The sequence below is a fragment of the Micromonospora sp. NPDC050417 genome (assembly GCF_044458865.1).
In the GTDB taxonomy this organism is placed as follows: domain Bacteria; phylum Actinomycetota; class Actinomycetes; order Mycobacteriales; family Micromonosporaceae; genus Micromonospora_G.
In genome coordinates this window covers 246,991-265,527 of the sequence record NZ_JBITIH010000008.1, presented here as the reverse complement: position 1 = coordinate 265,527, position 18,537 = coordinate 246,991, and the positions used below count along the sequence as shown (strand labels likewise).

Below are 18,537 nucleotides of genomic sequence, written 5' to 3'. Positions count from 1 at the left end.
AGACGGCGCACCTCAACCTCGTCCATAGTGGTGTCAACGAGGCTGATTCACCTATCACCACTAGCCTTAACCAAAACGTGACAAAGCACTACTAGTGCCGCATCAGGCAACGTTCGCCCTGTTGACGACCTCGCGTAGGCGTTCGTCTTGGGCATGTCTGTTCCGCCAGATGATGTAGCGGCGGATCATGCTGCCCTGCTCCTTATGGCTGGCGTGATCGGTGCCGTCGAGGGTGAAGTAGCGCAGAGCCGTGAACTGGGCCTCGATCCGGTTGAGCCAGGAACTGTTGGTGGGGTGTAGGCGATCTCGGCGTTGTTGGCCTCGGCCCACCCGGATACCCTGCCGCATCGTTTGGTGGTCAGGTGCGGAGAGTAGTTGTCGCACACGATCGCAATACGTACCTCAGTTGGATAGAGGCTGCGCAGGTAGCGGCAGAACTCCAGGAACTTCGAACGGCCCTTGGTCTTCTTGATGTGACCGTAGAGCTTGTCTTTGCCCAGTTCGTAGGCGGCGAACAGGTGCCGGACCCCGTGTGGGCGGGTGTAGGTGGCGCGACGGCGGGGCCTGGGCTCCCGGTTGGAATCCTTGTGCTTGCCGCCGCGCCCGGCCCACTGCCGCCCCGGATGGGGCTGGAGATTGAGCGGGCCGAACTCGTCCAGGCAGAAGACGACTTCCGGCTCACCGGGCTCGGGTATGACCTCGCGGTCGGCGATCGCGTAGAGGTGCTCGACCCGGGCCTTCTTGATGGCGTAGTCGGGATCGCGGGAGGTCTTCCAGGTCTTCAACCGTTGAAAGGAGACGCCTTCCTCGCGGAGCAGGATGCGCAGGCCCTCGTGGCTGATGTCGTCGACCACCCCCTCGGCGACCAGGAAGTCGGCCAGCTTGGCCAGGCTCCAGGTCGAGAAGGGCAGGCCGTGCTCGGCCGGCGTGGACTTGGCGACCTTCTTGATTTCGCGCCGCTCCGGAAGGGTGAACGTCTTGGGCCGGCCGCCCTTGTACTTGGGATAGAGAGAGTCGAAGCCGTCGGCGTTGAAGTTGTGGATGACGTCTCGGATCCGGTCGGGGCTGGTGAACGTGACCTCGGCGATCTTCCCCACGGGCATGCCTTGCGCGGACAGCAACACCATCTGCGCTCGCCGCCAGGTCACCACCGAACCTGTGCCCCTGCGGATAATCCGCAGCAGTCTTTGGCCCTCGTCATCATCGATTTCCCGTACCCGCACTCGCTCGGCCATGCGCACAGCTTGTCAGCGACCAGGCCCGAGCCCTCGGCTTCGGCCGCGTCACGCCGCCCGGCGTTTCCTCAGCTCAGCGAGCCAGAGCCGTATTTGCTCGTCATCGTGCAGGTAACCGCCATCCTCACCCGCAGGAAGATCAATTCCGTACAGGAGGTTCAGCGCCCACCAGGAGAGGTCGTCCCAGTCAAGCCCGTCCTGCGTCACCCACCGCGCGGCCCAACGGTCGACCTCGTCCCGGCTCAACCGTCCCTCGATGAGAGCAACGAGACGATCCTCGACCTCGTCAAGAGTCGGCTGAGGAGTGGCGTCCATGCTCTGACCGTATAGGCAGGGCAAACGTTACTTGATGCGGCACTAGTCTTGCCGGCGCCCCAGGCGCAAACGCGGATGCAACGGTGGCAATCGCCACTTCCTTCTGCGTGATGAATCTCCGCGCGCCACACAAAGGTCCGCGTGTCAACTCGTAGCTGCCGCAACCGCGTCCGCATGTGAGTCACCCCCTGATGCGCGTTGGGTTCTGGCGCACCGGTCGCGCCGCGCGTCAGCCTTGGTGCGGCTCGTTCGCGGGCATGCTGATGAACAAAACGGCTAGGCATCCTGTTTGGCCCGAGTCCTGCAGCTCAGTCCCACCAGAACGACCACCAGGCTCGGTTCGTCAGGCTTTCCGCGTAACGGATGAGGGTGTCCGTGCTGGACTGCCACACGTTGTCGGGGCAAAACGCGAAGTGTTCTGCAGCGACGTGCAACGCATGGGCCGCATCCGTGGGCGGAGCAGCGACGCTGAGGAAGAGTTTGGCTGGTCCGAGGCCGACGACTCTGGCACCGAAACGTTCTTCCCAGCTGCGCAACACCGCACCGAACTGCGCGGTGTCGTTCTCGTAGTTCAACGGCCCGCCCCACCCGAGATCGGCTGGTGCATCCGCACCGCGGGCGCTGACCGACAGCCCGAGACGTGGTGCGGTCAGCCATGAGTCGGTCATCAGGTGTTCCGCGAACTCAGCAGCCCGAAACGCGGCGTCTTCCTGCAGCGTCCCGGCAGGCGCAAGCCCAGGCCACTGGTCACCGAACGGTGCCGTGACAGCCACCTGCTCAGGTGGGCTGAGTATGTCGTCGTCCTCATCCGCCGCCGTGTAGACCGACCACCACCCTGCCAGCAGCGCGGCGGCGTCGTGATCGCCCGGCCTGGACCTGATCAGTCTCGGGTCGAGTTCACCGGTCGTCCACGGGCTGCCCGGCGCGTACGAACTTCCGCCGAGCAGTAGCGGCCACAGCCCCGTCTGGCCGTGGCGCGCCTGAACTGAGCCCCACAGGCCCGCGTCCGGGCGGCTATCGGTGATCCACAGAAGGGGCTCATCGAGGACCCCAGCCTCGGTTTCATGCACTGCGCGTCCGGGCGGAAGGTCAAGGCCGAGCGAATTTCCGCCCGGGTCATGTTGGAGGTGCACCAGCGGGTTACCCGTCACGGGGCGCAGACTACAGACCGGCCATGACAATCAGAGCCACCCGCCTCTTTCTGCTATCCGATTCTGCCGCGATCCGGGCGTCGCGGTGCGTAACAGTATGCAGCGGCGCGTGGCGGCCGCTCGTGTCGAGATCGGTGCCATAGTTCGCTCGGAGTGCCAAGGTCAGGCCAATGTCGAGCCGTTCTTTGCGAACGGATCGTGGGTGGCTGGGTTGGTCGTCGCCGTTCCGGTTTTCGGGAAGATTGTGGTCGCGCACATCGCCTCGGGTGGCTTCGAGAGCCCAAGGATCGGGCGAACACCAGGCTGTGGTGGAGTTGTTCCGGTGGTGGCGGTTAGGTGGCCAGGCAGGGCTAGTGTCCCGCCTGGCGCACGTCACGCGTCGGTCTTGATGCCCCGGGTGAACGCCGTCCAGGCGTCGGCGCTGAACGCCAGCACCGGACCGGTCTTGTCCTTGCTGTCGCGTACCTGGGCGGTGTGGTCGACGTACCGAGCTTCGACGCACGCGCCGTTGCTGCCGCTGCGGGTGCTCTTGCGCCATTGGGAGTCCATGGCGCCCCTCCTCAATCTTGGTGCTGGGTGTCGCGGATCTTCTTGATCATCGCAGTCGAGTCGGTCGCGGACAACGCCGATGCACGCAAGGCGTTGAAGACCACGGTACAGCGCCGTACGTCCTCGCCTTCGGCGTACAGGTCGCCGGTCAGGCCCTCGATGTAGACCACTCCGGGACTCTCGTTGAACGACAGGATGTGGAAGCTCGACAGCATCGACGCGTAGGCACCCTCCCGGAACGGGATGACCTGGATGGTGACGTTCCACCGCTTCGATGCGTCGAGCAAGGCTGCGAGCTGTGCGCGCATGACCTCGGGTCCGCCGATCTGGCGATGGAGGACCGCCTCGTCCATGACTGCGAGGAGCCGCAGCGTGCCGTCCGTGATGAGCTTCTGACGTTCCAGCCGTGCCGCTACGCGTTGCTCGATCGCCTCAGGTGTGGGGCGGAAGGCATCTTCGCTGGTCATTGCACGGGCGTACGCCTCGGTTTGAAGCAGGCCCGGAACGACCAGCGTTTCGAAGTTCTGTAGCTCGTGGGCTGCGGATTCCAGGCCGATGTACTGGCGGTAGGTCGGTGGAAGGTCGCCGTACTTGGCCCACCAGCCGCGTTGCTTGCCGGACCGGGCCATTGTCAACAGCGTCTCGCGTAGCTCGGCATCGTCCACGCCGTACTGGTTGAGCAGCGCGGTCAGCGCTGGTCCCTTGATGCCGACGCGTCCCTGCTCGATGCGCCGCATCGTGCTCGGCGACACCTCGATGACTTCGGCTGCCTGTTCGGTGGTCACGTCGGCTTCCTCGCGGACTCGCCTGAGCTGCGCGCCGAGCTGGAAGCGAAGGAACGTCGGGCTCTCCATGTTCGACATTCTGCACCCGTCGTGGCGTGTAGGCGCAACCACACGCCGTAGAACATGAATGCATGTCCATGGTTGACCTGGCAGATTTGCGCGCGCAATATTGACCCGGTGAGCCGCACCACGATCCGGAGTGCGGCGGTCGGTGCTCCGCCATGGCCCGGCCGCCGCGCTCCCCATCCAGGGAGGCGTGATGAACCGGCGCGTGTCGTATGACGAGTACCTGAGCGCCGTCGCGCTGACCCTGGCCCGGAGGCACCGTCCGGTGTGGTCCTGGACCAGGTGGCGGTACGTGTGCCGGTGCGGCTCTGACCTGCCCTGCCGGGCGAGACACAAGATCCCGATCAATCGAGGCCACTGGCCAGGGGAGGAACAGTGAGCAACCACGGACCGGTCATGCCCATCTGGAGCTGTGCGGGGTGTGGCCTGCCCTGGCCCTGCCGCACCCGGCAGCAAGAGCTGCGGGCGGTGTACGTCGACGCCCCGGTGTCGCTCTCGCTCTACCTCAGCTCGTACCTGGTGCTGGCGATGCAGGATCTGCCGGGCACGCCCGCCGGGGTGCTGCACACACGGTTCATGGAGTGGATGCGGGAGGGGCAGCCCAGGGAGGACAACTGGGTCCGGGTCGCTCGCCGTTCGCTCTGAGGTCGGGCGGCGGGCGCCGGCAAACGGGTGGGCGGCGACGACGTACGCGGGTATTGTCTTGGGTATGGAGATCATCCGTCGCAGTGCCGCCGCGACCGCACGAGCTACCAGCTCGTCGGTTGCCGCCGCCTGATCTCCTGATTCTTCGCCGGCGACCGGAAACGGCTCGCCGGCGATTCGCGTATTCGTAGCACCTTTCCGCGCCTGCGGGCCTTTCCGGTCACAGTGACCAGAGAGGCCGAATCCATGACCCCCGAACAGATCGTCCAGACCTTCGTCGACTACTTCCGTGAGCGCGGCCATGCGCTGGTGCCCGGAAGCTCGCTGCTCCCACCGCCCGACGACCCGGTGCTCTTCACCACGTCGGGCATGCACCCGCTGACCCCGTACCTGCTCGGTCGACCCCACCCGCTGGGGACCCGGCTGGTCAACGTCCAACGCTGCCTGCGTACGACCGACCTGGACGAGGTCGGCGACAACACCCACCTGACCGTCTTCGAGATGCTCGGGTCGTGGTCACTCGACGACTACGACAGCCCGCAGAGCCTGCGCTGGGGTTACCAACTGCTTCGCGAGGGCTTCGGCGTCGACCCGGGCCGGCTGCACGCGACCGTCTTCGGCGGCGACGACCAGGTCGGCCCCGACCGCGCCTCGATCGACACCTGGGGCGAACTCGGCGTACCGGTCGAGCTGACCCGCGACGAGAACTGGTGGTCGAACGGCCCGACCGGACCGTGCGGGCCGGACTCGGAAATCTTCGTCTGGACCGGTGACGACCCACCGCAGGGCACCCCGGGCACCGACGACCGGTGGATGGAGGTGTGGAACCACGTCCAGATGCGCTACCAACGGCACGACGACGGGAGCCTGGAACCGTTGCCCCGACCCAGCGTCGACACCGGGATGGGGCTGGAGCGGATGGAGATGGTGCTGCGCGGCAACCGCTCCGTCTTCGAGGGCGACGGATTGGACCCATGGGTGCGTACGGTCTCCGGGTTGTGGGGGTTGGAGGGCGAGCCCCTGCGCCAGGTCTGCGACCACCTCCGGGCGGGCGTCGTGGTCGTCGGTGACGGGGTACGCCCGTCGAACACCGGACGCGGCTACGTGCTGCGTCGGCTGATCCGCCGTCTGCTCACCACGCTGTGGCGCGGCGATTCCTCGCGCAGCCTGGTCGACCTGCCGTCGGAACCGTACGAGCGGACCCTCGACCGGTTCGGCCAGCGGATCGACCCCGGACAGCCCCGCGAGGTCTTCCTCGACGAGCAGCGCCGCTTCCGCGAGCTGCTACGGCGTGGCCGTCGGGTGGTGTCCCGGTGGCGTTCACGCGGGGCGCTGACCGACCGGGACTACCACTACCTGCACGACACCCACGGGCTGCCGCGCGAACTCGTCGACGGGCTGCTGGCGGAGGCCGACTGAGCCGCCCCGATCCCCGGCCGGTGAAGGGCAGCGCTCAGGGGTTCTCGGCAGTGACGGCGGGTGCGATGACGATCCGCCCGTCCGCCGTTCCGTCGTGCTGCCGCAACCAGGCGGCGGCGACGTCGGCGAGCGGGACCGACTCGTACCCGACCGTGAGCTGGCCGGCGCGCACCCGCTCGGCTATCGCGCCGAGGGTCTCGGCCTTCTGCGCGCTGCTCAACTCGTTGTTGGTGTAGCCGAGCAGCCGCAGCGACCGGCTCCGCAGGGTGGCCGAGTCGAACGGTGCGGTCTCCGCCGCCGCGCTGCCGAGGTTGACCAGCCGTCCACCGACCGCCAGGGTCCGTAACGCGGCGGCGGCCGGCAGCCCGAAGATCGGGTCGAGTGCCAGGTCGACCGGGCCGTCGGCGACATCCCGGACCCGGTCGGCCAGGGTGTCGACGTCGTCGGTCTCCCGCAACTCGACCACCGCGTCGGCGCCGAGTGACAGGGCCCGCTGCCGGGCGGCGGCCGACCGCGCGACGGCGATGACCCGGCGGGCGCCGTGCAGGCGGGCGATCTGGAGCGCGGCCTGACCGACGATGCCGCCCGCCCCGAGGACCAGCACCTGTTCGCCGGGGCGCAGCTCACCGCGCCAGGTCAGCGCCTGCCAGGCGGCCACCGCCGACAACCCGAGCGCGGCGACCAGCCGGTGGTCGACGTCGGCCGGGAGCCGGACCAGGTCGGCGGCGGGGACCATCACCTGCTCGGCCATGCTGCCGTCACCCGGGCACATGCCGGCGGTGGTGGAGAACCACACCACCGTGCCGTCGTCGAGGTTCCCGACGCCCTGGACCCCCGGCACGTACGGCAGGGCGGGCTGGCCGAAGTAGGAGGTCCCCGAGGCGCAGAGCAGGTCGAGCGGGGTGATCGGCGCGGCGCTGACCGTTACGCGTACACCGTTTCCGTCGGCGGCGGGCGGCGGCCAGGGCCGCTCCGCCAGCACCGGCGGATGTCCACAACGGACGATGACGGCGGCCCGCATCAGGTGGCGATGTCCGGGTAGGGCAGGTGGAAGGAGGACAGGCGGGCGGCGTACTCCTTCTGGAAGGCGAGCGGCTCGTCGTAGTCGCGTTCGAACATGGCGATGAAGAGGGTGAGGGTGAGGAACGGGTGCGCACCGAACGCGAACAGCCTCACGTAGTCGTGGGTGGCAAGTGCCTCCCGTTCGGCCTCCTCGAAGCGCAGCCAGGTGCTGGCCTCGCCGGCGTGGGAGTTGAGTAGTTCGTTCGCCCGCTCCGCCTCCCACCAGGTGACGGTGCCGCGTGGGTCGTCCCGGTAGCGCTCGACCAGCTCAGGGTCGCGGTCGACGGTGTAGAGGAACTTGTTCAGCAGGTACCTGCTCATGCTGGTGCTCCGTTCGGGTACCAGGTGAAGTACGCCTCCATGGTGTGGAAGAGGTCGAGGGTGTCGACGTGGTCGGCCTTCGCGCCGGCCCCCGCGACACCCATCATCAGCATGAAGTCCATGAAGCCGTGGGTGGCGTTCCCGGGTGCGTGCAGGCTCTCCAGCGTCACCTCGGCCAGGCAACTGTCCAGGTCGCCGTTGGCGATCCACTCCACCGCCCGCTGGTCGAACTCGGGGTCCGGTCCGTGTGGCCCGAACTGGCGGGGGCCGCCCAGTTCCAGCGAGAGGTGGCCGGTCCCGATGATCGCCACCCGCAGGTGGCTGGGCCAGGACTCGACCAGCTCGCGGATCGTCTGTCCGAGCTGCACGAAACGCTTCGGCTGGGGGAGCGGCGGCGCGAAGATGTTGGTGTAGATCGGCACGATCGGGAGATCGGCCTCGGGCCGCAGGGTGATGATCGGGCAGGTGATGCTGTGGTCGACCCGCAGTTCGTTGCTGAACGCGAGGTCGAAGCCGGCGTCCATCCCCTGACGCAGCAGGTGTCCGGAAAGGTCCTCCTGGCCCTTCAGCCGCATCCGGGGCAGGCCGAACTCGCGTTCCTCGTTGTACCAGTTGGCGTCGTAGACCGGGGCCTTGCCGATCAGGAACTGCGGCATGTTGTCCAGCCAGAGCTGGTGGAAGTGGTCGGAGCCGACCATCACCAGCACGTCCGGCCTGGCCCGGGTGAGCGTCTCCCGGAACGCGGTGATCTTGCGTACCCACTCGTCCGCGAAGGGCGGCCGGTCCTCGCCGACCGCGGTGCTGGCTCGGTAGTAGAAGGGGTGGTGCGTCGAGGCGATCACCGCGACAACGGTGGCCATGCCCGCTCCTCTCAGTCGTCGGGATCAGGAACGTGTGGATCGGGTGCTGGCCGGGGGCTGGTAGCGGGCGTTACGGTCGACGGTCAGGTAGACGCCCATGCCGATCGGGTCGCGTCGCTCCTCGGCCAGGTGGCCCAGGAGCCCGGCGGCCCGGGCCAACAGGGCGAAGCCACGCAGCATCTCCACCGGCAGGCCGAGGTCGGCCAGGGCGGCGCCGCAGACCCCGGCACCGTTGAGTGGCAGGGTGCGGCCCAGGATCTCCGGGTGCACCCGGCCGATCGCCTCGAACAGGCACAGGTGCGGACCGTGCACTCCCTCTTCGGTGGCGATCCGGATCAACACCGGCGTACGCGGGTCCTGCTCCTTGTGCACCGGATGCCCCAGCCCCGGAATCAGTCGCCGCTGCGCCCGCGCCGACGTGATGACCGTACGCGCCACCTCGTCCCAGCCGGCGTCGTCCGTCGGCGGCTCGACCAGTTCGGCGAGCGCCCCGGCGAGGAAGCGACCGGCGTCCTCGGTGACGCCGAGGAAGCGGGATCCGCCACCGAGCAGACCGGCGGCGAGTGCTCCCTGAAGCGACTCCGGGGCGCTCAGGTAGGTCAGCCGGGCCGCGAGCGCGGTCGGGGTGAAGCCGTGGTCGGCGAGCGCGACCAGCACCGCTTCGAAGACCCGTACCTCGCCCGGGGTCGGGCGCTCGCCGGCGACCAGCCAGAACGCCAGTTCACCGAAGCCGACCTTGCCCATCAGGTCGGCCGCCAGGTCCTGACCGAGCAGTCGGATGGAGGTCGCGTCGGAGGTGCCGATCGCGGTGGGGAAGTTCAGTTCCGGGTCAGCCACTTGCGGATCTCCTCGCCGTGTTCGTTCAGTCCCGGCGGCGGCAGCTCGTACCGCGCCGGAGTGGTGGAGAAGGTAATCGGGTTCCGTACGCTCGGCACCGTCGCCGCGCCGTCGCCGACCTCGACCACCGGGTTCAGGCCCAGTTCCTCGGCGAAGGCGACGCCGTCGTCGATGGTGTTGATCGGGGCGCACGGCACCCCGGCGGCGAGCAGGTCGCGGAACCACTCGTCCTTGCCCCGGGTACGCAGCCGATCGACCAGCAGCGGACGCAGCTGCTCCCGGTTGGCGGTGCGGTCCTGGTTGCGCCCGAACCGGGGATCGTCGACCAGGTCGGGTACGCCGAGCACCTGGCAGAGCTTGCGGAACTGCCCGTCGTTGCCGGCGATCACGATCAGTTCCCCGTCGGCGGTCGGCAGTGGCTCGTACGGGAAGAGGCTGGGGTGGGCGTTGCCCATCCGGTACGGCACCACGCCGCCGGCCACGTACCCGCTGCTGTGGTTGACCAGGCCGGAGAGGGCCGAGGAGAGGAGGTTCACCTCGACGTGCTGGCCCTGCCCGGCGACCCCACGGTGGTGCAGTGCGGCGAGGATGCCGATGCTCGCGTGCAGTCCGGCCATCACGTCGAAGACCGAGATGCCCGCCCGGTACGGCGAGCCGTCCGGGTCCCCGGTGAGGCTCATCAGTCCGGAGATCGCCTGCACCATCAGGTCGTAGCCGGGCAGCGCCGCGCCGGCACCTGACCCGAATCCGCTGATGGAGGCGTAGACGACGCCCGGATTCCCGGCGGCCACCGAGTCGTAGTCGAGCGCGAAGCGTCGCAGCCCACCGGGTTTGAAGTTCTCGATCATCACGTCGGCGCGGGCGGCCAGTTCCTGGGCGACGGTCAGGTCCTCCGGGTCGCGCAGATCGAGGGCGATGGAGCGCTTGTTGCGGTTGATGCCGAGGTAGTAGGTGGAGACGTCGTCGCGGACCGGAGGCATCCAGGTGCGGGTGTCGTCGCCACCCGGTCCCTCCACTTTGATCACGTCCGCGCCGAGATCGGCCAGGAGCATGGTCGCGTACGGACCGGCCAGAATGCGGGAGAAGTCGGCGACGAGCAGTCCGCTCAGCGGCGGTCGTCGTGTCCCGGTGTCGTCCCGTTCTCCGGTGCTCAAGAATCGCTCCTCGTTCGCTCCTGGACGCCGAGTGTCCGCTTGACGGACGCCCGTCCGACTGAGTCAGTTTCGGATCTCGCTCGGGTGCTGTCAACACCCGGAGGCGGCCGGATTTCCGGCAGTTTAGCTGCCCGATTCTCGTGTGTTACGAGATGCGACCGGATCGGCATGGCTCAACTCTTGACAGGGCGATTGGCCCGACCCACAATTTCGCCACTCGTACCTGTCCACTAGCCGGACAGATGTCCGCCCAACTGCCCATTCCTCTGTACGACGGGAGTCGACCTGCCATGAGTGCTACTGACAGCGGCGTACCCGGTGGCCCGACAGGTGCCGCGGACCGGCCCGTGTTGTTCCGAAACGGACTGGTCCTGACGATGGACGACGCACACACCGTGCTGCCCGCCGGTGACGTGCTCGTGGTGGGAGAGCGGATCGCCGAGGTCGGCGTCGGGCTGACCGCCCCGCCGGGCACCCTCGAAATCGACGCCACCGGCGGCATCCTCATGCCCGGCATGATCGACACTCACCGGCACATGTGGCAGACCGCGATGCGCGGGTACGGCGCCGACTGGACACTGACCCAGTACTTCGTCTGGTACTACCTCGAATCCGGCAAGCTCTTCCGACCCGAGGACGTCTACGCCGGCAACCTGCTCGCCGCGATCGAGGCGATCGACGCCGGGGTCACCACCACCGTCGACTGGTCGCACGGACTCCAGACACCGCAGCACGCGGACGCCGCCGTGGACGCGCTCGAAGCCGTCCCCGGCAGGTTCGTGCTGGCGTACGGCAACATCCAACAGGGCCCGTGGGAGTGGGCCACCAGCCCGGACTTCCGCGACTTCGTCGAACGGCGGCTGCGCGGGCGCGGCGACCTGCTCGGCTTCCAGATGGCCTTCGACGTCACCGGCGATCCGACCTTCCCGGAGAAGGCCGCCTTCGAGGTGGCCCGGGAACTGGGCGTACCGGTCACCACCCACGCCGGTGTCTGGGGCGCCACCAACGACGACGGCCTCCGGCTGATGCACGAGCACGGGTTCATGACGCCCGGCACCGTCTACGTGCACGCCGCCACCCTGACCAACGACTCGTACCACCGGATCGCCGCCACCGGCGGCTCGGTCTCCGTCTCCACCGAGAGCGAGCAGAGCGCCGGCCAGGGCTACCCGCCCACCTGGCAACTGCGCCACCACCAGATCCCGGTCTCGCTCTCCATGGACACCAGCGTCTGGTGGAGCGGTGACCTGTTCAGCGCGATGCGCGCCACCCTCGGCGCGGACCGCTCCCGGGAACACCTGGAGGCACACAGCCGTCAGGAGACCGTCACCCACTGCCACCTCCGTGCCGAGCAGGTCGTCGAGTGGGCGACCCGGGGCGGCAGCCGCGCCCTCGGCCTGGACAACGTCGTGGGGAGCCTGACCGCGGGCAGGAAGGCGGACGTCGTACTGATCAAGAACGACCGGTCGCCGGTGATGTTCCCGATCCTCAACCCGTACGGCCACGTCGCCTTCCAGGCGCAACGCGGCGACGTGCACTCCGTGGTGATCAACGGCCGACTGGTCAAGCACGAGCACCAACTCGTCGGTATCGACCTCGCCAAGGCGCGCCGCGAGGTGGAGCGGACCATCGAACACCTCGTCTCGACGATGGGGGAGGAGGCCTGGACCAAGGGCATGAACCCGGACGTGCCAGAAACAACGGTGCTGGACAATCCGTACACGTACACCGAGTGGGATGCCGGCTCGGCCCAGTGGAAGCATTGATCCGGAGCGGGACGACCGCCCTGAGGTCGTGATCAGTGGAGAGAGTGGGGCAATGGCACGCGAGGCTGGACCTGACTTCATCGAAGCCCTGGCCCGTGGACTCGACGTGCTCAAGAGCTTCCAGCCCGGTCAGCGTGCACTCACCCTGAGTGAGATCGCTGCGGTGACCGGGCTGGCCCGCCCGACCGTACGCCGGATCCTGCTCACCCTCGAAGAGATCGGCTACGTCCGCCCCGTCGACCGTGGGTTCACCCTCACCCCCCGGGTGCTGGAACTCGGCATGACGTACATCAGCTCCTGGAACATGTGGGAGGTCGCGGAGCCACACATGCGGCGGCTGGTCAAGCAGACCAACGAGTCGACCTCGATGGCCCAGCTCGACGGGGGCGACATCGTGTACGTCGCCCGGGTCGCCGTACCGAAGATCGTGACCCTGGCGGTCCACCTCGGCACCCGGTTCCCGGCCCCCGCCACCTCGATGGGCAAGGTCCTGCTCGCCGCGCTCGACCCGGCCGACCTCGCCGCGGTCCTCGCCGAGCCGAGCAGATCCGGCATCACCTCCCGCTGGCAGCCGGACCACGACGAACTCACCCGCACCCTGCGCGAGGTACGGGCGAAGGGCTGGGCCCTGGCCGACCAGGACCTTGCCGCGGGCATCCGGTCGGTGGCGACCGGTGTCCGCGACGGCGACGGCCGGGTGGTCGCCGCCCTCAACGTCACCGTGCACGCGGCCGAAACCAGCGTGGAGCAACTCGTCGAGGAACACCTGCCGAGGCTGCTCCGCGCCGCCGCCGAGATCAGCCGCGACTGGGCACTACTCGGCTCGTTGCCCATCGTCGTGCAGGACGCCGCCTGCGCGCCCCTGCCGCTCAGCGCCAACCTGCCCTGACACCGCCCAGGCGCGGGCAATCCCGGTCGAGTCGGACCGGCGTACGTCCGATGTGGTCGCTTGTTGCTCCCGTCACGACGGTGCCGGCCGTTTCCATCGACTGGCGCGTAACTTCCGGATCGTCGTAGTCTGCCGGCGGCTCGGCGCGGTGCCGGGCTGCTTTAAGGAGGCAACAGGGATGCTGGGACTCGAGAAGAAGCTTTCCAAGGCGTGGGAGGGCAAGAGCGCCCAGGAAATCGCCGACGCGCCGGTCACCGCGATCGAGGGTGTGTCCAAGGGCGACGCCGAGCACCTGCTCCAGGCGTTCGGTATCAAGACCGTGCGGGACTTCGGCACCAACAAATACTTCCGGTGGGCGCAGTCCATCGCGACGCTGGCTGACTGACCTCACCCGGGCCCGACCCAGGGCACCAGGATGACCACACCGGGGCGGTGACCATTGCGGTCACCGCCCCGGTTGGCGTCTCAGCCCCCGGGTCGTCCCGGGGACTCCGTCACGGCTGGAGCCACCACGGGCTCGTGTACGCCACACCCCAGTCGTTGCAGGGGTGCCCGGCCGGACCGGGGCTCGGATTGGCCTGGCTGGGATCGGAGATCCGCAGCACCACCCAGTCGCCGTCCGCCAGGTCCAGCGGGACGGTGAAGCGGGTGACCTGGCCGGCGACCGTGTCGACCACCTCCGGCACCGCCGGCGCGCTGGTGCCGGGGCGCAGCACCTGGATCCGGAGCGGCTTGCCGACCCACTCCGGACCCCGGTCGAGATCCACCTCGAACGCGACGTCACCCCGGACCAGCGGAATCGGGCTGCCCATGCGTACGCCGTTGGCGGTGGCGTCGAGCCGCAGCCCGGAGACCCGGGTGGCGAAGAAGCGGCGTGCCCGGAGCGCGGCCAGCACGTCCTGCCGGGTGTTCTGGGTGACCCAGAGACCGGTCCGGCCCTTCCCCTCCGGGAAGCCCCAGTTCGTGCCGTGTTCGTCGGAGACGCCGGTGAGGCCGGGCCGCCAGCCGGCGTTCAGGCAGGCGGCGAGTGGCGAGGTCTGCCCGCTTCCCCAGCCGTCGAAGAGGTAGTCGTCACCCCGGTTGAACATCTCCAGGCCGATCATCGGCTCGCGTACGCCGGCCGTGAACCGGAAGTTGTCGAACCGTCCGACCTCGCGACCCGGGTGGTTGAACCCGGCGACCCCGCCCGAGCTGGCGATCCAGCTGTAGAGCCGGCTCATGCTCGACGACTGGAGCAGGTCGGTGTAGTTGCCGCTGAACCAGACGTTGACGTGACCGAGCAGCGGGTGGGACCACTCGAAGCCGCGGATCGCGGTGTACTGGCCGGGATCGTCGGCGGCGTCGGCCAGCCGGCCGGTGCGGTCCCACTCGGACCGGGAGAGTCCCTCGATCGAGAAGAGGGTGCTGTGGTCGGTCAGCGCGGCGACGTCCAGTCCGGCGTCGCGCATCGAGGCGAATGCCAGCTCGGGGTCGCCGTCCCCGTCCGACATCGCGGTGTGGTTGTGCAGGTCGGCGTGGACCAGCGTGGTGCCCTGGGTCAGCAGCGAGGTACGCGAGGCGCCGGTGGCCGCCGTGTGGGTCGGCCCGGCGGCGAGTGGGGCGGCTGCCGCGTACGCGGTCCCGGGTGCGGCAGCCAGCATCAGCAGCCCGCCGGCACCGGCCAGGACCGTACGCCGAGGGGTTCCGTCATGACCGTGCCCTGCCTGCGCCGGGTCGTGTCCGGAGTGCGGTTCGTGGGGTGCGGAGTCCGTACCGTCAGCATGGTGGTGAGTCATGCCGGACAGTGCATCGGACGGCCGGCAACAAATCGATAGCCCTGGTTGTCCAGCCGGTTAAGGGCGGTCGATCCTTTGCCCGGTCAACGCCCGGTCGCGGCATCCACCAGCGTGGCGGCGACGTCCCGTGCCGCGCCCGCCGCGGCGAGGTCGTGATCGGTCAGCGCCGCGACCGAGGCGCCGTCGTAGAGGAGCACGAACTGTCGGGCGAGATGATCCGGGTCGGTCGCGCCCGCCTCCCGGGCAAGGTCGCGGAAGAGCGTCCGGAGCCAGGCGCGGGAACTGTCGCAGACCTCACCGGCCCTGCTCCCGGGCGCGAGTTCGGCGCTGGCGTTGACGAACGCGCAGCCACGGAAGTCCGGCTGTGCGATGGCGTCGCCGAGCGCGTCGAAGATCGCGAGCAGGCGCTCGCGTGGCGAGTGCAGGCCCTCCAGCTTGCGTGCCACCCGCGCCTGCCGGGCCTCCTGGCGCCGCGACAGGTACGCCCGGACGAGTTCGTCCTTGCTGCCGTACGCGTTGTAGAGGGTGGCCTTCGCCACCCCGGCGTGCTCGATCACCCGATCGATGCCGACGGAGTGCACGCCCTCGGCGTAGAACAGTTCGTCGGCGGCCATCAGCAGCCGCTCCCTGGGCGACGTCGAGCCGGTGACTTTCGCGGGCATGGCGCCGAGACTACTAGACAGGTCGGCCTACCTGCCACGACGGCCGAATTCCGGGGCCCGTCGCCGGGCGTCACCGCCAACCTGCCGAGCTGTCGTCGCCGACCCGCCGAGGTATCTTCGTCTCGTGCCGTCGGCGGGATCCACCGCCGCTGCCCAGGGCACGCCGGCCGCGCAGAGGAGTTCGGGAGATCGTCGCGTCGAGGGAACCGGAGCGCAAGCTCATCGCCTCCAACAAGAGGGCGCGCCACGACTACGCGATCCTCAAGACGTACGAGGCGGGTGTCGCGTTGCTCGGCACCGAGGTCAAGTCACTGCGGGCCGGACGGGCGTCGCTGGTCGACGCGTTCGCCCAGGAACGTGACGGCGAGATCATGCTCTACGGGCTGCACATCCCGGAGTACGCGTACGGCACCTGGACCAACCACCAGCCGCGCCGGACCAGGAAGCTGCTGCTGCGCCGGGGCGAGATCAACAAGATCCTGGACCAGGTACGTGACCCCGGACTGACCCTGGTGCCGCTCTCGATGTACTTCTCCAACGGGTGGGCGAAGGTCGAACTCGGCCTCGCCCGGGGCAAGCGCACCTACGACAAGCGGCAGGCGCTGGCCGAGCGGGACGCGAATCGCGAGATCGCCCGTGCGATGAGTCGCCACCTGAAGGGCCAGACCCGCCCGAGCCGCTGACCGGTGGGGCGACGTCCGAGTCGGGTCACGCCCCGGTGGTCGCCTCGCCGTGGGTCCGGTCCCCGTAGGCGTACCGGTGCAGCAGCGGCTGCGTGTCGGGCAGGCCGTACCCGCCGACCAGGGAGCTGAAGTTGCCGAACTCCACCCCCTCGTAGTGCCAGCTCCCGGGCGCGTCGGCAAGCACCCGTACCAGCCGCCGCGCGGGGTCGCCGAGGCCGTCGAACGGAACCCCGGCCGGCACCGGGCCGCCCGGAAACGCGTGCCGGAAAGCCTCGCCCGCCACGGTCAGCGCCTCCATCGCGTCGACCTGCGGCAACCGGGACAGGCTGGCGGCAAAAGCCACCTCGGCCCACTCCGGGCCGAGTTGGCGCAGAGCCAGGGTGGCGTACCCGGCGAGGTCGCCCTCCAGGAAGGGGATCTCGTGGTTCGGTCGGCTGCCGCCGCCGGCCCAGCGCGCCAGTTCCGCCGCCACCCGTGGGTCGGCGGCCGGTCCGTGCAGGCGGGCCAGTGCGACGGCGGCACCCCACCGGACCAACGCCCGCTCGTCGTCCAGGGCGGCGGTGGCGAGCCGGGCGCCGCCCTCGGCGCCGATCAGCCCGGCGGCGACCACCGCGACGGCGGCGGTGCCCTCGTCCGGCTCCGCCCCGGTGAGCAGGTCGGCCAGGGCCGCGAGACTCGCCGCCGCCTCGTCCGGCGCGGCGTCGTCCGGAAACCAACCCAGCGTGTACGCCACGACCGTACGTACCCCGGGGTCCTCGTCGCGCAGCAGTGGACGCAGTGACCGCAGCCCGTCCCGCACCGCCTCCCAGGCGGTCAGGGCGGCGTACGCGTCCACCGCGAGCAGATCCGCGCGGGTGCGGTCGAACCGCCCACGTGCCAGCACCTCGGCGCCGCCCTCGGCCCAGGATCGGATCCGGTCGATCCGGATGCCGTCGGGGAGCCGAGCCTCGTCGGAGCCGATCGCTATCCAGGCCACCAGTAGCGCGATGAGCTCACGGTCGGGCGCCTCCGGGTCGGCGACCAGGTCGATCAGGGCCGGTACGGCGTACGCGCTGGCCTGGTAGCGGGTGCCCTGGTGGACCAGGCTGTGCAGGAGTTCGCCGAACGCCTCGTGACGTACGTCCTGGTCGGGGTCGGCGAGCGCGCGTAGGTGCTCCGGTGTGTCCTCGGCGGTGCCGTACGCGTGCTCCAGCGTCGACCAGTCGACCGGCTCGGTGCTCTGCGGCATCGGCTCATCCTGCCATCGGGTTCAGCCTTCGGCGGCGCGGAGCAACTCCCGTACGTCCCGCGTGCGGTGCGGGTGGTCGTGACTGTCCACAAACCACTCGTAGTGGCCGTACCGCCCTTCGTCAAGCAGCCACCGGACCAGCGCGACATCGGGTCCGTCCCCCGGCTCCAGGAGGTGGTACGGGGGCGGGTAGTAGCTGTCTCCGAGCAGGAGCACCCCGGAGTCCGGCACCGCGACGACGGTCGAGTCCTCGGCGTGCCGACCGCCGACGTGCCGTATCTCGACGTCGGTGGTGAGGGTGAGGGTGTCGTCGAACGTGGTGTGCGGGGGCAGGACGACAAAGCCCTCCCAGTCCGGCATCGCTCGGCCTCGGGCGGAGAAGCTGGGGCCGAGCCGGGGGTTGCGTTCCACCTGTTCGCGCAGGTATTGGTGACTCCACGGGCGTCGCGCCTCCTCGGCCAGCAGGCGGGCGCCGGCCCGGTGACCGATGATCTCGACGTCCGGCCACGCACATGCCCCCCACACGTGGTCCCAGTGGTGGTGGGTGTAGACCAGTCGCCGTACGGCCGGCAACCCGGCGGCCTCGATCGCGGCCTGGATCTGCCGTGCGGTCGTCGGAGCGTTGCCGGCGTCGACCAGGATGCTGCCGCTGTCGTCGACGATGACCGCGACCCCGCCCTGGACCTTGTCCTCGTCCTCGTCGTGGGGATACCACCACACCCGCCCGGCGAGATGACGCAACGATTCGCGCACGAGGCGGACGGTAGCACCGGCGGTCGATGCCCTGGTCCAGCCGGAGATCGGCCCAGTCCCGGTGAGGCGGTCAGCCTCGGTTCATGAGTCGGCCGACCGCGGCCATCATCTCGGTCGCCATCTCGTCGGCACGTCCCTCGGCGGCGCCCTCGTGCATGCAGTGCCGGATGTGTCCGTCGAGCAGGCCGAGGGCGACCTTGTCGAGGGCGGCCTGGACGGCGGAGATCTGGGTGAGGACGTCGATGCAGTAGCGGTCCTCGTCCACCATCTTCTCGACGCCGCGTACCTGCCCCTCGACGCGTCGGAGCCGGGACAGGAGTTGGTCCTTGGTGGCGGTGTAACCGCGGGTCGGGGTCGGGGCGGGTGTGGTCATCCATTGACT

At 69.2% G+C, this 18,537-nt stretch carries 21 protein-coding genes; 6 read left to right on the top strand and 15 right to left on the bottom strand.

The window, feature by feature from the left end:
- Positions 1-185 precede the first annotated feature (185 nt).
- From ACIBF5_RS13515 to ACIBF5_RS13495, 5 genes are all read right to left on the bottom strand, one after another.
- Positions 186-1,235: an IS630 family transposase gene (locus tag ACIBF5_RS13515; protein WP_396811283.1), complete on the bottom strand. Its 1,050-nt coding sequence runs from the start codon at positions 1,233-1,235 to the stop codon at positions 186-188.
- A 48-nt stretch (positions 1,236-1,283) separates the two neighbouring features.
- Positions 1,284-1,550 (bottom strand): hypothetical protein, encoded by a 267-nt coding sequence (locus ACIBF5_RS13510; RefSeq protein WP_396811282.1) that lies wholly within the window; start codon positions 1,548-1,550, stop codon positions 1,284-1,286.
- Positions 1,551-1,858: 308 nt separating this feature from the next.
- On the bottom strand, positions 1,859-2,701 hold the full coding sequence (locus tag ACIBF5_RS13505) for a DUF4253 domain-containing protein (protein WP_396811280.1): 843 nt from the start codon (positions 2,699-2,701) through the stop codon (positions 1,859-1,861).
- A 372-nt stretch (positions 2,702-3,073) separates the two neighbouring features.
- Positions 3,074-3,250: a DUF397 domain-containing protein gene (locus ACIBF5_RS13500; protein WP_396811278.1), complete on the bottom strand. Its 177-nt coding sequence runs from the start codon at positions 3,248-3,250 to the stop codon at positions 3,074-3,076.
- Between the two features lie 11 nt (positions 3,251-3,261).
- Positions 3,262-4,104, bottom strand: coding sequence for a helix-turn-helix domain-containing protein (locus tag ACIBF5_RS13495; protein ID WP_396811277.1), 843 nt, complete (start codon positions 4,102-4,104; stop codon positions 3,262-3,264).
- A gap of 372 nt (positions 4,105-4,476) precedes the next feature.
- Between ACIBF5_RS13495 and ACIBF5_RS13490 the strand changes: the two genes are divergently transcribed.
- The gene (locus ACIBF5_RS13490; RefSeq protein ID WP_396811275.1) at positions 4,477-4,746 is read left to right on the top strand and encodes a hypothetical protein; all 270 of its coding nucleotides are present in this window, start codon (positions 4,477-4,479) and stop codon (positions 4,744-4,746) included.
- 246 nt (positions 4,747-4,992) lie between these two features.
- The gene (locus ACIBF5_RS13485) at positions 4,993-6,165 is read left to right on the top strand and encodes an alanine--tRNA ligase-related protein (protein ID WP_396811273.1); all 1,173 of its coding nucleotides are present in this window, start codon (positions 4,993-4,995) and stop codon (positions 6,163-6,165) included.
- Between the two features lie 34 nt (positions 6,166-6,199).
- Here ACIBF5_RS13485 and ACIBF5_RS13480 read toward each other — a convergent pair whose 3' ends face one another.
- From ACIBF5_RS13480 to ACIBF5_RS13460, 5 genes are read right to left on the bottom strand one after another with little or no spacing between them, the layout of a single operon-like run.
- Positions 6,200-7,186, bottom strand: coding sequence for a zinc-binding alcohol dehydrogenase family protein (locus ACIBF5_RS13480; RefSeq protein WP_396811272.1), 987 nt, complete (start codon positions 7,184-7,186; stop codon positions 6,200-6,202).
- Positions 7,186-7,548, bottom strand: a complete 363-nt coding sequence (locus ACIBF5_RS13475) for a hypothetical protein (protein ID WP_396811270.1) — start codon at positions 7,546-7,548, stop codon at positions 7,186-7,188. Before ACIBF5_RS13475 ends, ACIBF5_RS13480 begins: the two co-directional genes overlap by 1 nt.
- The gene (locus ACIBF5_RS13470) at positions 7,545-8,408 is read right to left on the bottom strand and encodes an extradiol ring-cleavage dioxygenase (protein WP_396811268.1); all 864 of its coding nucleotides are present in this window, start codon (positions 8,406-8,408) and stop codon (positions 7,545-7,547) included. The genes ACIBF5_RS13475 and ACIBF5_RS13470 overlap by 4 nt, the downstream gene beginning before the upstream one ends.
- Positions 8,409-8,432: 24 nt before the next feature.
- Positions 8,433-9,245, bottom strand: a complete 813-nt coding sequence (locus ACIBF5_RS13465) for a citryl-CoA lyase (protein WP_396811267.1) — start codon at positions 9,243-9,245, stop codon at positions 8,433-8,435.
- Positions 9,227-10,399, bottom strand: coding sequence for a CaiB/BaiF CoA transferase family protein (locus ACIBF5_RS13460; RefSeq protein ID WP_396811265.1), 1,173 nt, complete (start codon positions 10,397-10,399; stop codon positions 9,227-9,229). Before ACIBF5_RS13460 ends, ACIBF5_RS13465 begins: the two co-directional genes overlap by 19 nt.
- Positions 10,400-10,689: 290 nt before the next feature.
- On the opposite strand from ACIBF5_RS13460, the gene ACIBF5_RS13455 reads away from it, so the two are divergent.
- The 3 genes from ACIBF5_RS13455 (at position 10,690) to ACIBF5_RS13445 (ending at position 13,439) form a co-directional block, all read left to right on the top strand.
- Positions 10,690-12,165: an amidohydrolase family protein gene (locus tag ACIBF5_RS13455; protein ID WP_396811263.1), complete on the top strand. Its 1,476-nt coding sequence runs from the start codon at positions 10,690-10,692 to the stop codon at positions 12,163-12,165.
- Between the two features lie 52 nt (positions 12,166-12,217).
- Positions 12,218-13,054: an IclR family transcriptional regulator C-terminal domain-containing protein gene (locus ACIBF5_RS13450; RefSeq protein WP_396811262.1), complete on the top strand. Its 837-nt coding sequence runs from the start codon at positions 12,218-12,220 to the stop codon at positions 13,052-13,054.
- A gap of 178 nt (positions 13,055-13,232) precedes the next feature.
- Positions 13,233-13,439 (top strand): hypothetical protein, encoded by a 207-nt coding sequence (locus ACIBF5_RS13445; protein ID WP_121159273.1) that lies wholly within the window; start codon positions 13,233-13,235, stop codon positions 13,437-13,439.
- 109 nt (positions 13,440-13,548) lie between these two features.
- Here the strand turns inward: ACIBF5_RS13445 and ACIBF5_RS13440 are convergent, their stop codons facing one another.
- Together ACIBF5_RS13440 and ACIBF5_RS13435 are read right to left on the bottom strand one after the other, a co-directional pair.
- A complete protein-coding gene (locus tag ACIBF5_RS13440; RefSeq protein WP_396811260.1) occupies positions 13,549-14,829 on the bottom strand; it encodes a CehA/McbA family metallohydrolase in 1,281 nt (426 codons plus the stop codon).
- 83 nt (positions 14,830-14,912) lie between these two features.
- Positions 14,913-15,491: a TetR/AcrR family transcriptional regulator gene (locus ACIBF5_RS13435; protein ID WP_396811258.1), complete on the bottom strand. Its 579-nt coding sequence runs from the start codon at positions 15,489-15,491 to the stop codon at positions 14,913-14,915.
- A 188-nt stretch (positions 15,492-15,679) separates the two neighbouring features.
- Here ACIBF5_RS13435 and smpB point away from each other — a divergent pair, with 188 nt between their 5' ends.
- Positions 15,680-16,174: an SsrA-binding protein SmpB gene (gene smpB, locus ACIBF5_RS13430; RefSeq protein ID WP_396811299.1), complete on the top strand. Its 495-nt coding sequence runs from the start codon at positions 15,680-15,682 to the stop codon at positions 16,172-16,174.
- A 25-nt stretch (positions 16,175-16,199) separates the two neighbouring features.
- Here smpB and ACIBF5_RS13425 read toward each other — a convergent pair whose 3' ends face one another.
- The 3 genes from ACIBF5_RS13425 to ACIBF5_RS13415 all read right to left on the bottom strand — a co-directional run bounded on the left by ACIBF5_RS13425 (position 16,200) and on the right by ACIBF5_RS13415 (position 18,528).
- Entirely contained in the window at positions 16,200-17,402 is a 1,203-nt protein-coding gene (locus ACIBF5_RS13425) for a hypothetical protein (protein ID WP_396811257.1), read from the bottom strand.
- 21 nt (positions 17,403-17,423) lie between these two features.
- Entirely contained in the window at positions 17,424-18,155 is a 732-nt protein-coding gene (locus ACIBF5_RS13420) for an MBL fold metallo-hydrolase (protein WP_396811255.1), read from the bottom strand.
- Positions 18,156-18,225: 70 nt separating this feature from the next.
- Complete coding sequence (locus ACIBF5_RS13415; RefSeq protein WP_121159280.1) at positions 18,226-18,528, bottom strand: metal-sensitive transcriptional regulator; 303 nt, start codon at positions 18,526-18,528, stop codon at positions 18,226-18,228.
- Positions 18,529-18,537 lie beyond the last annotated feature (9 nt).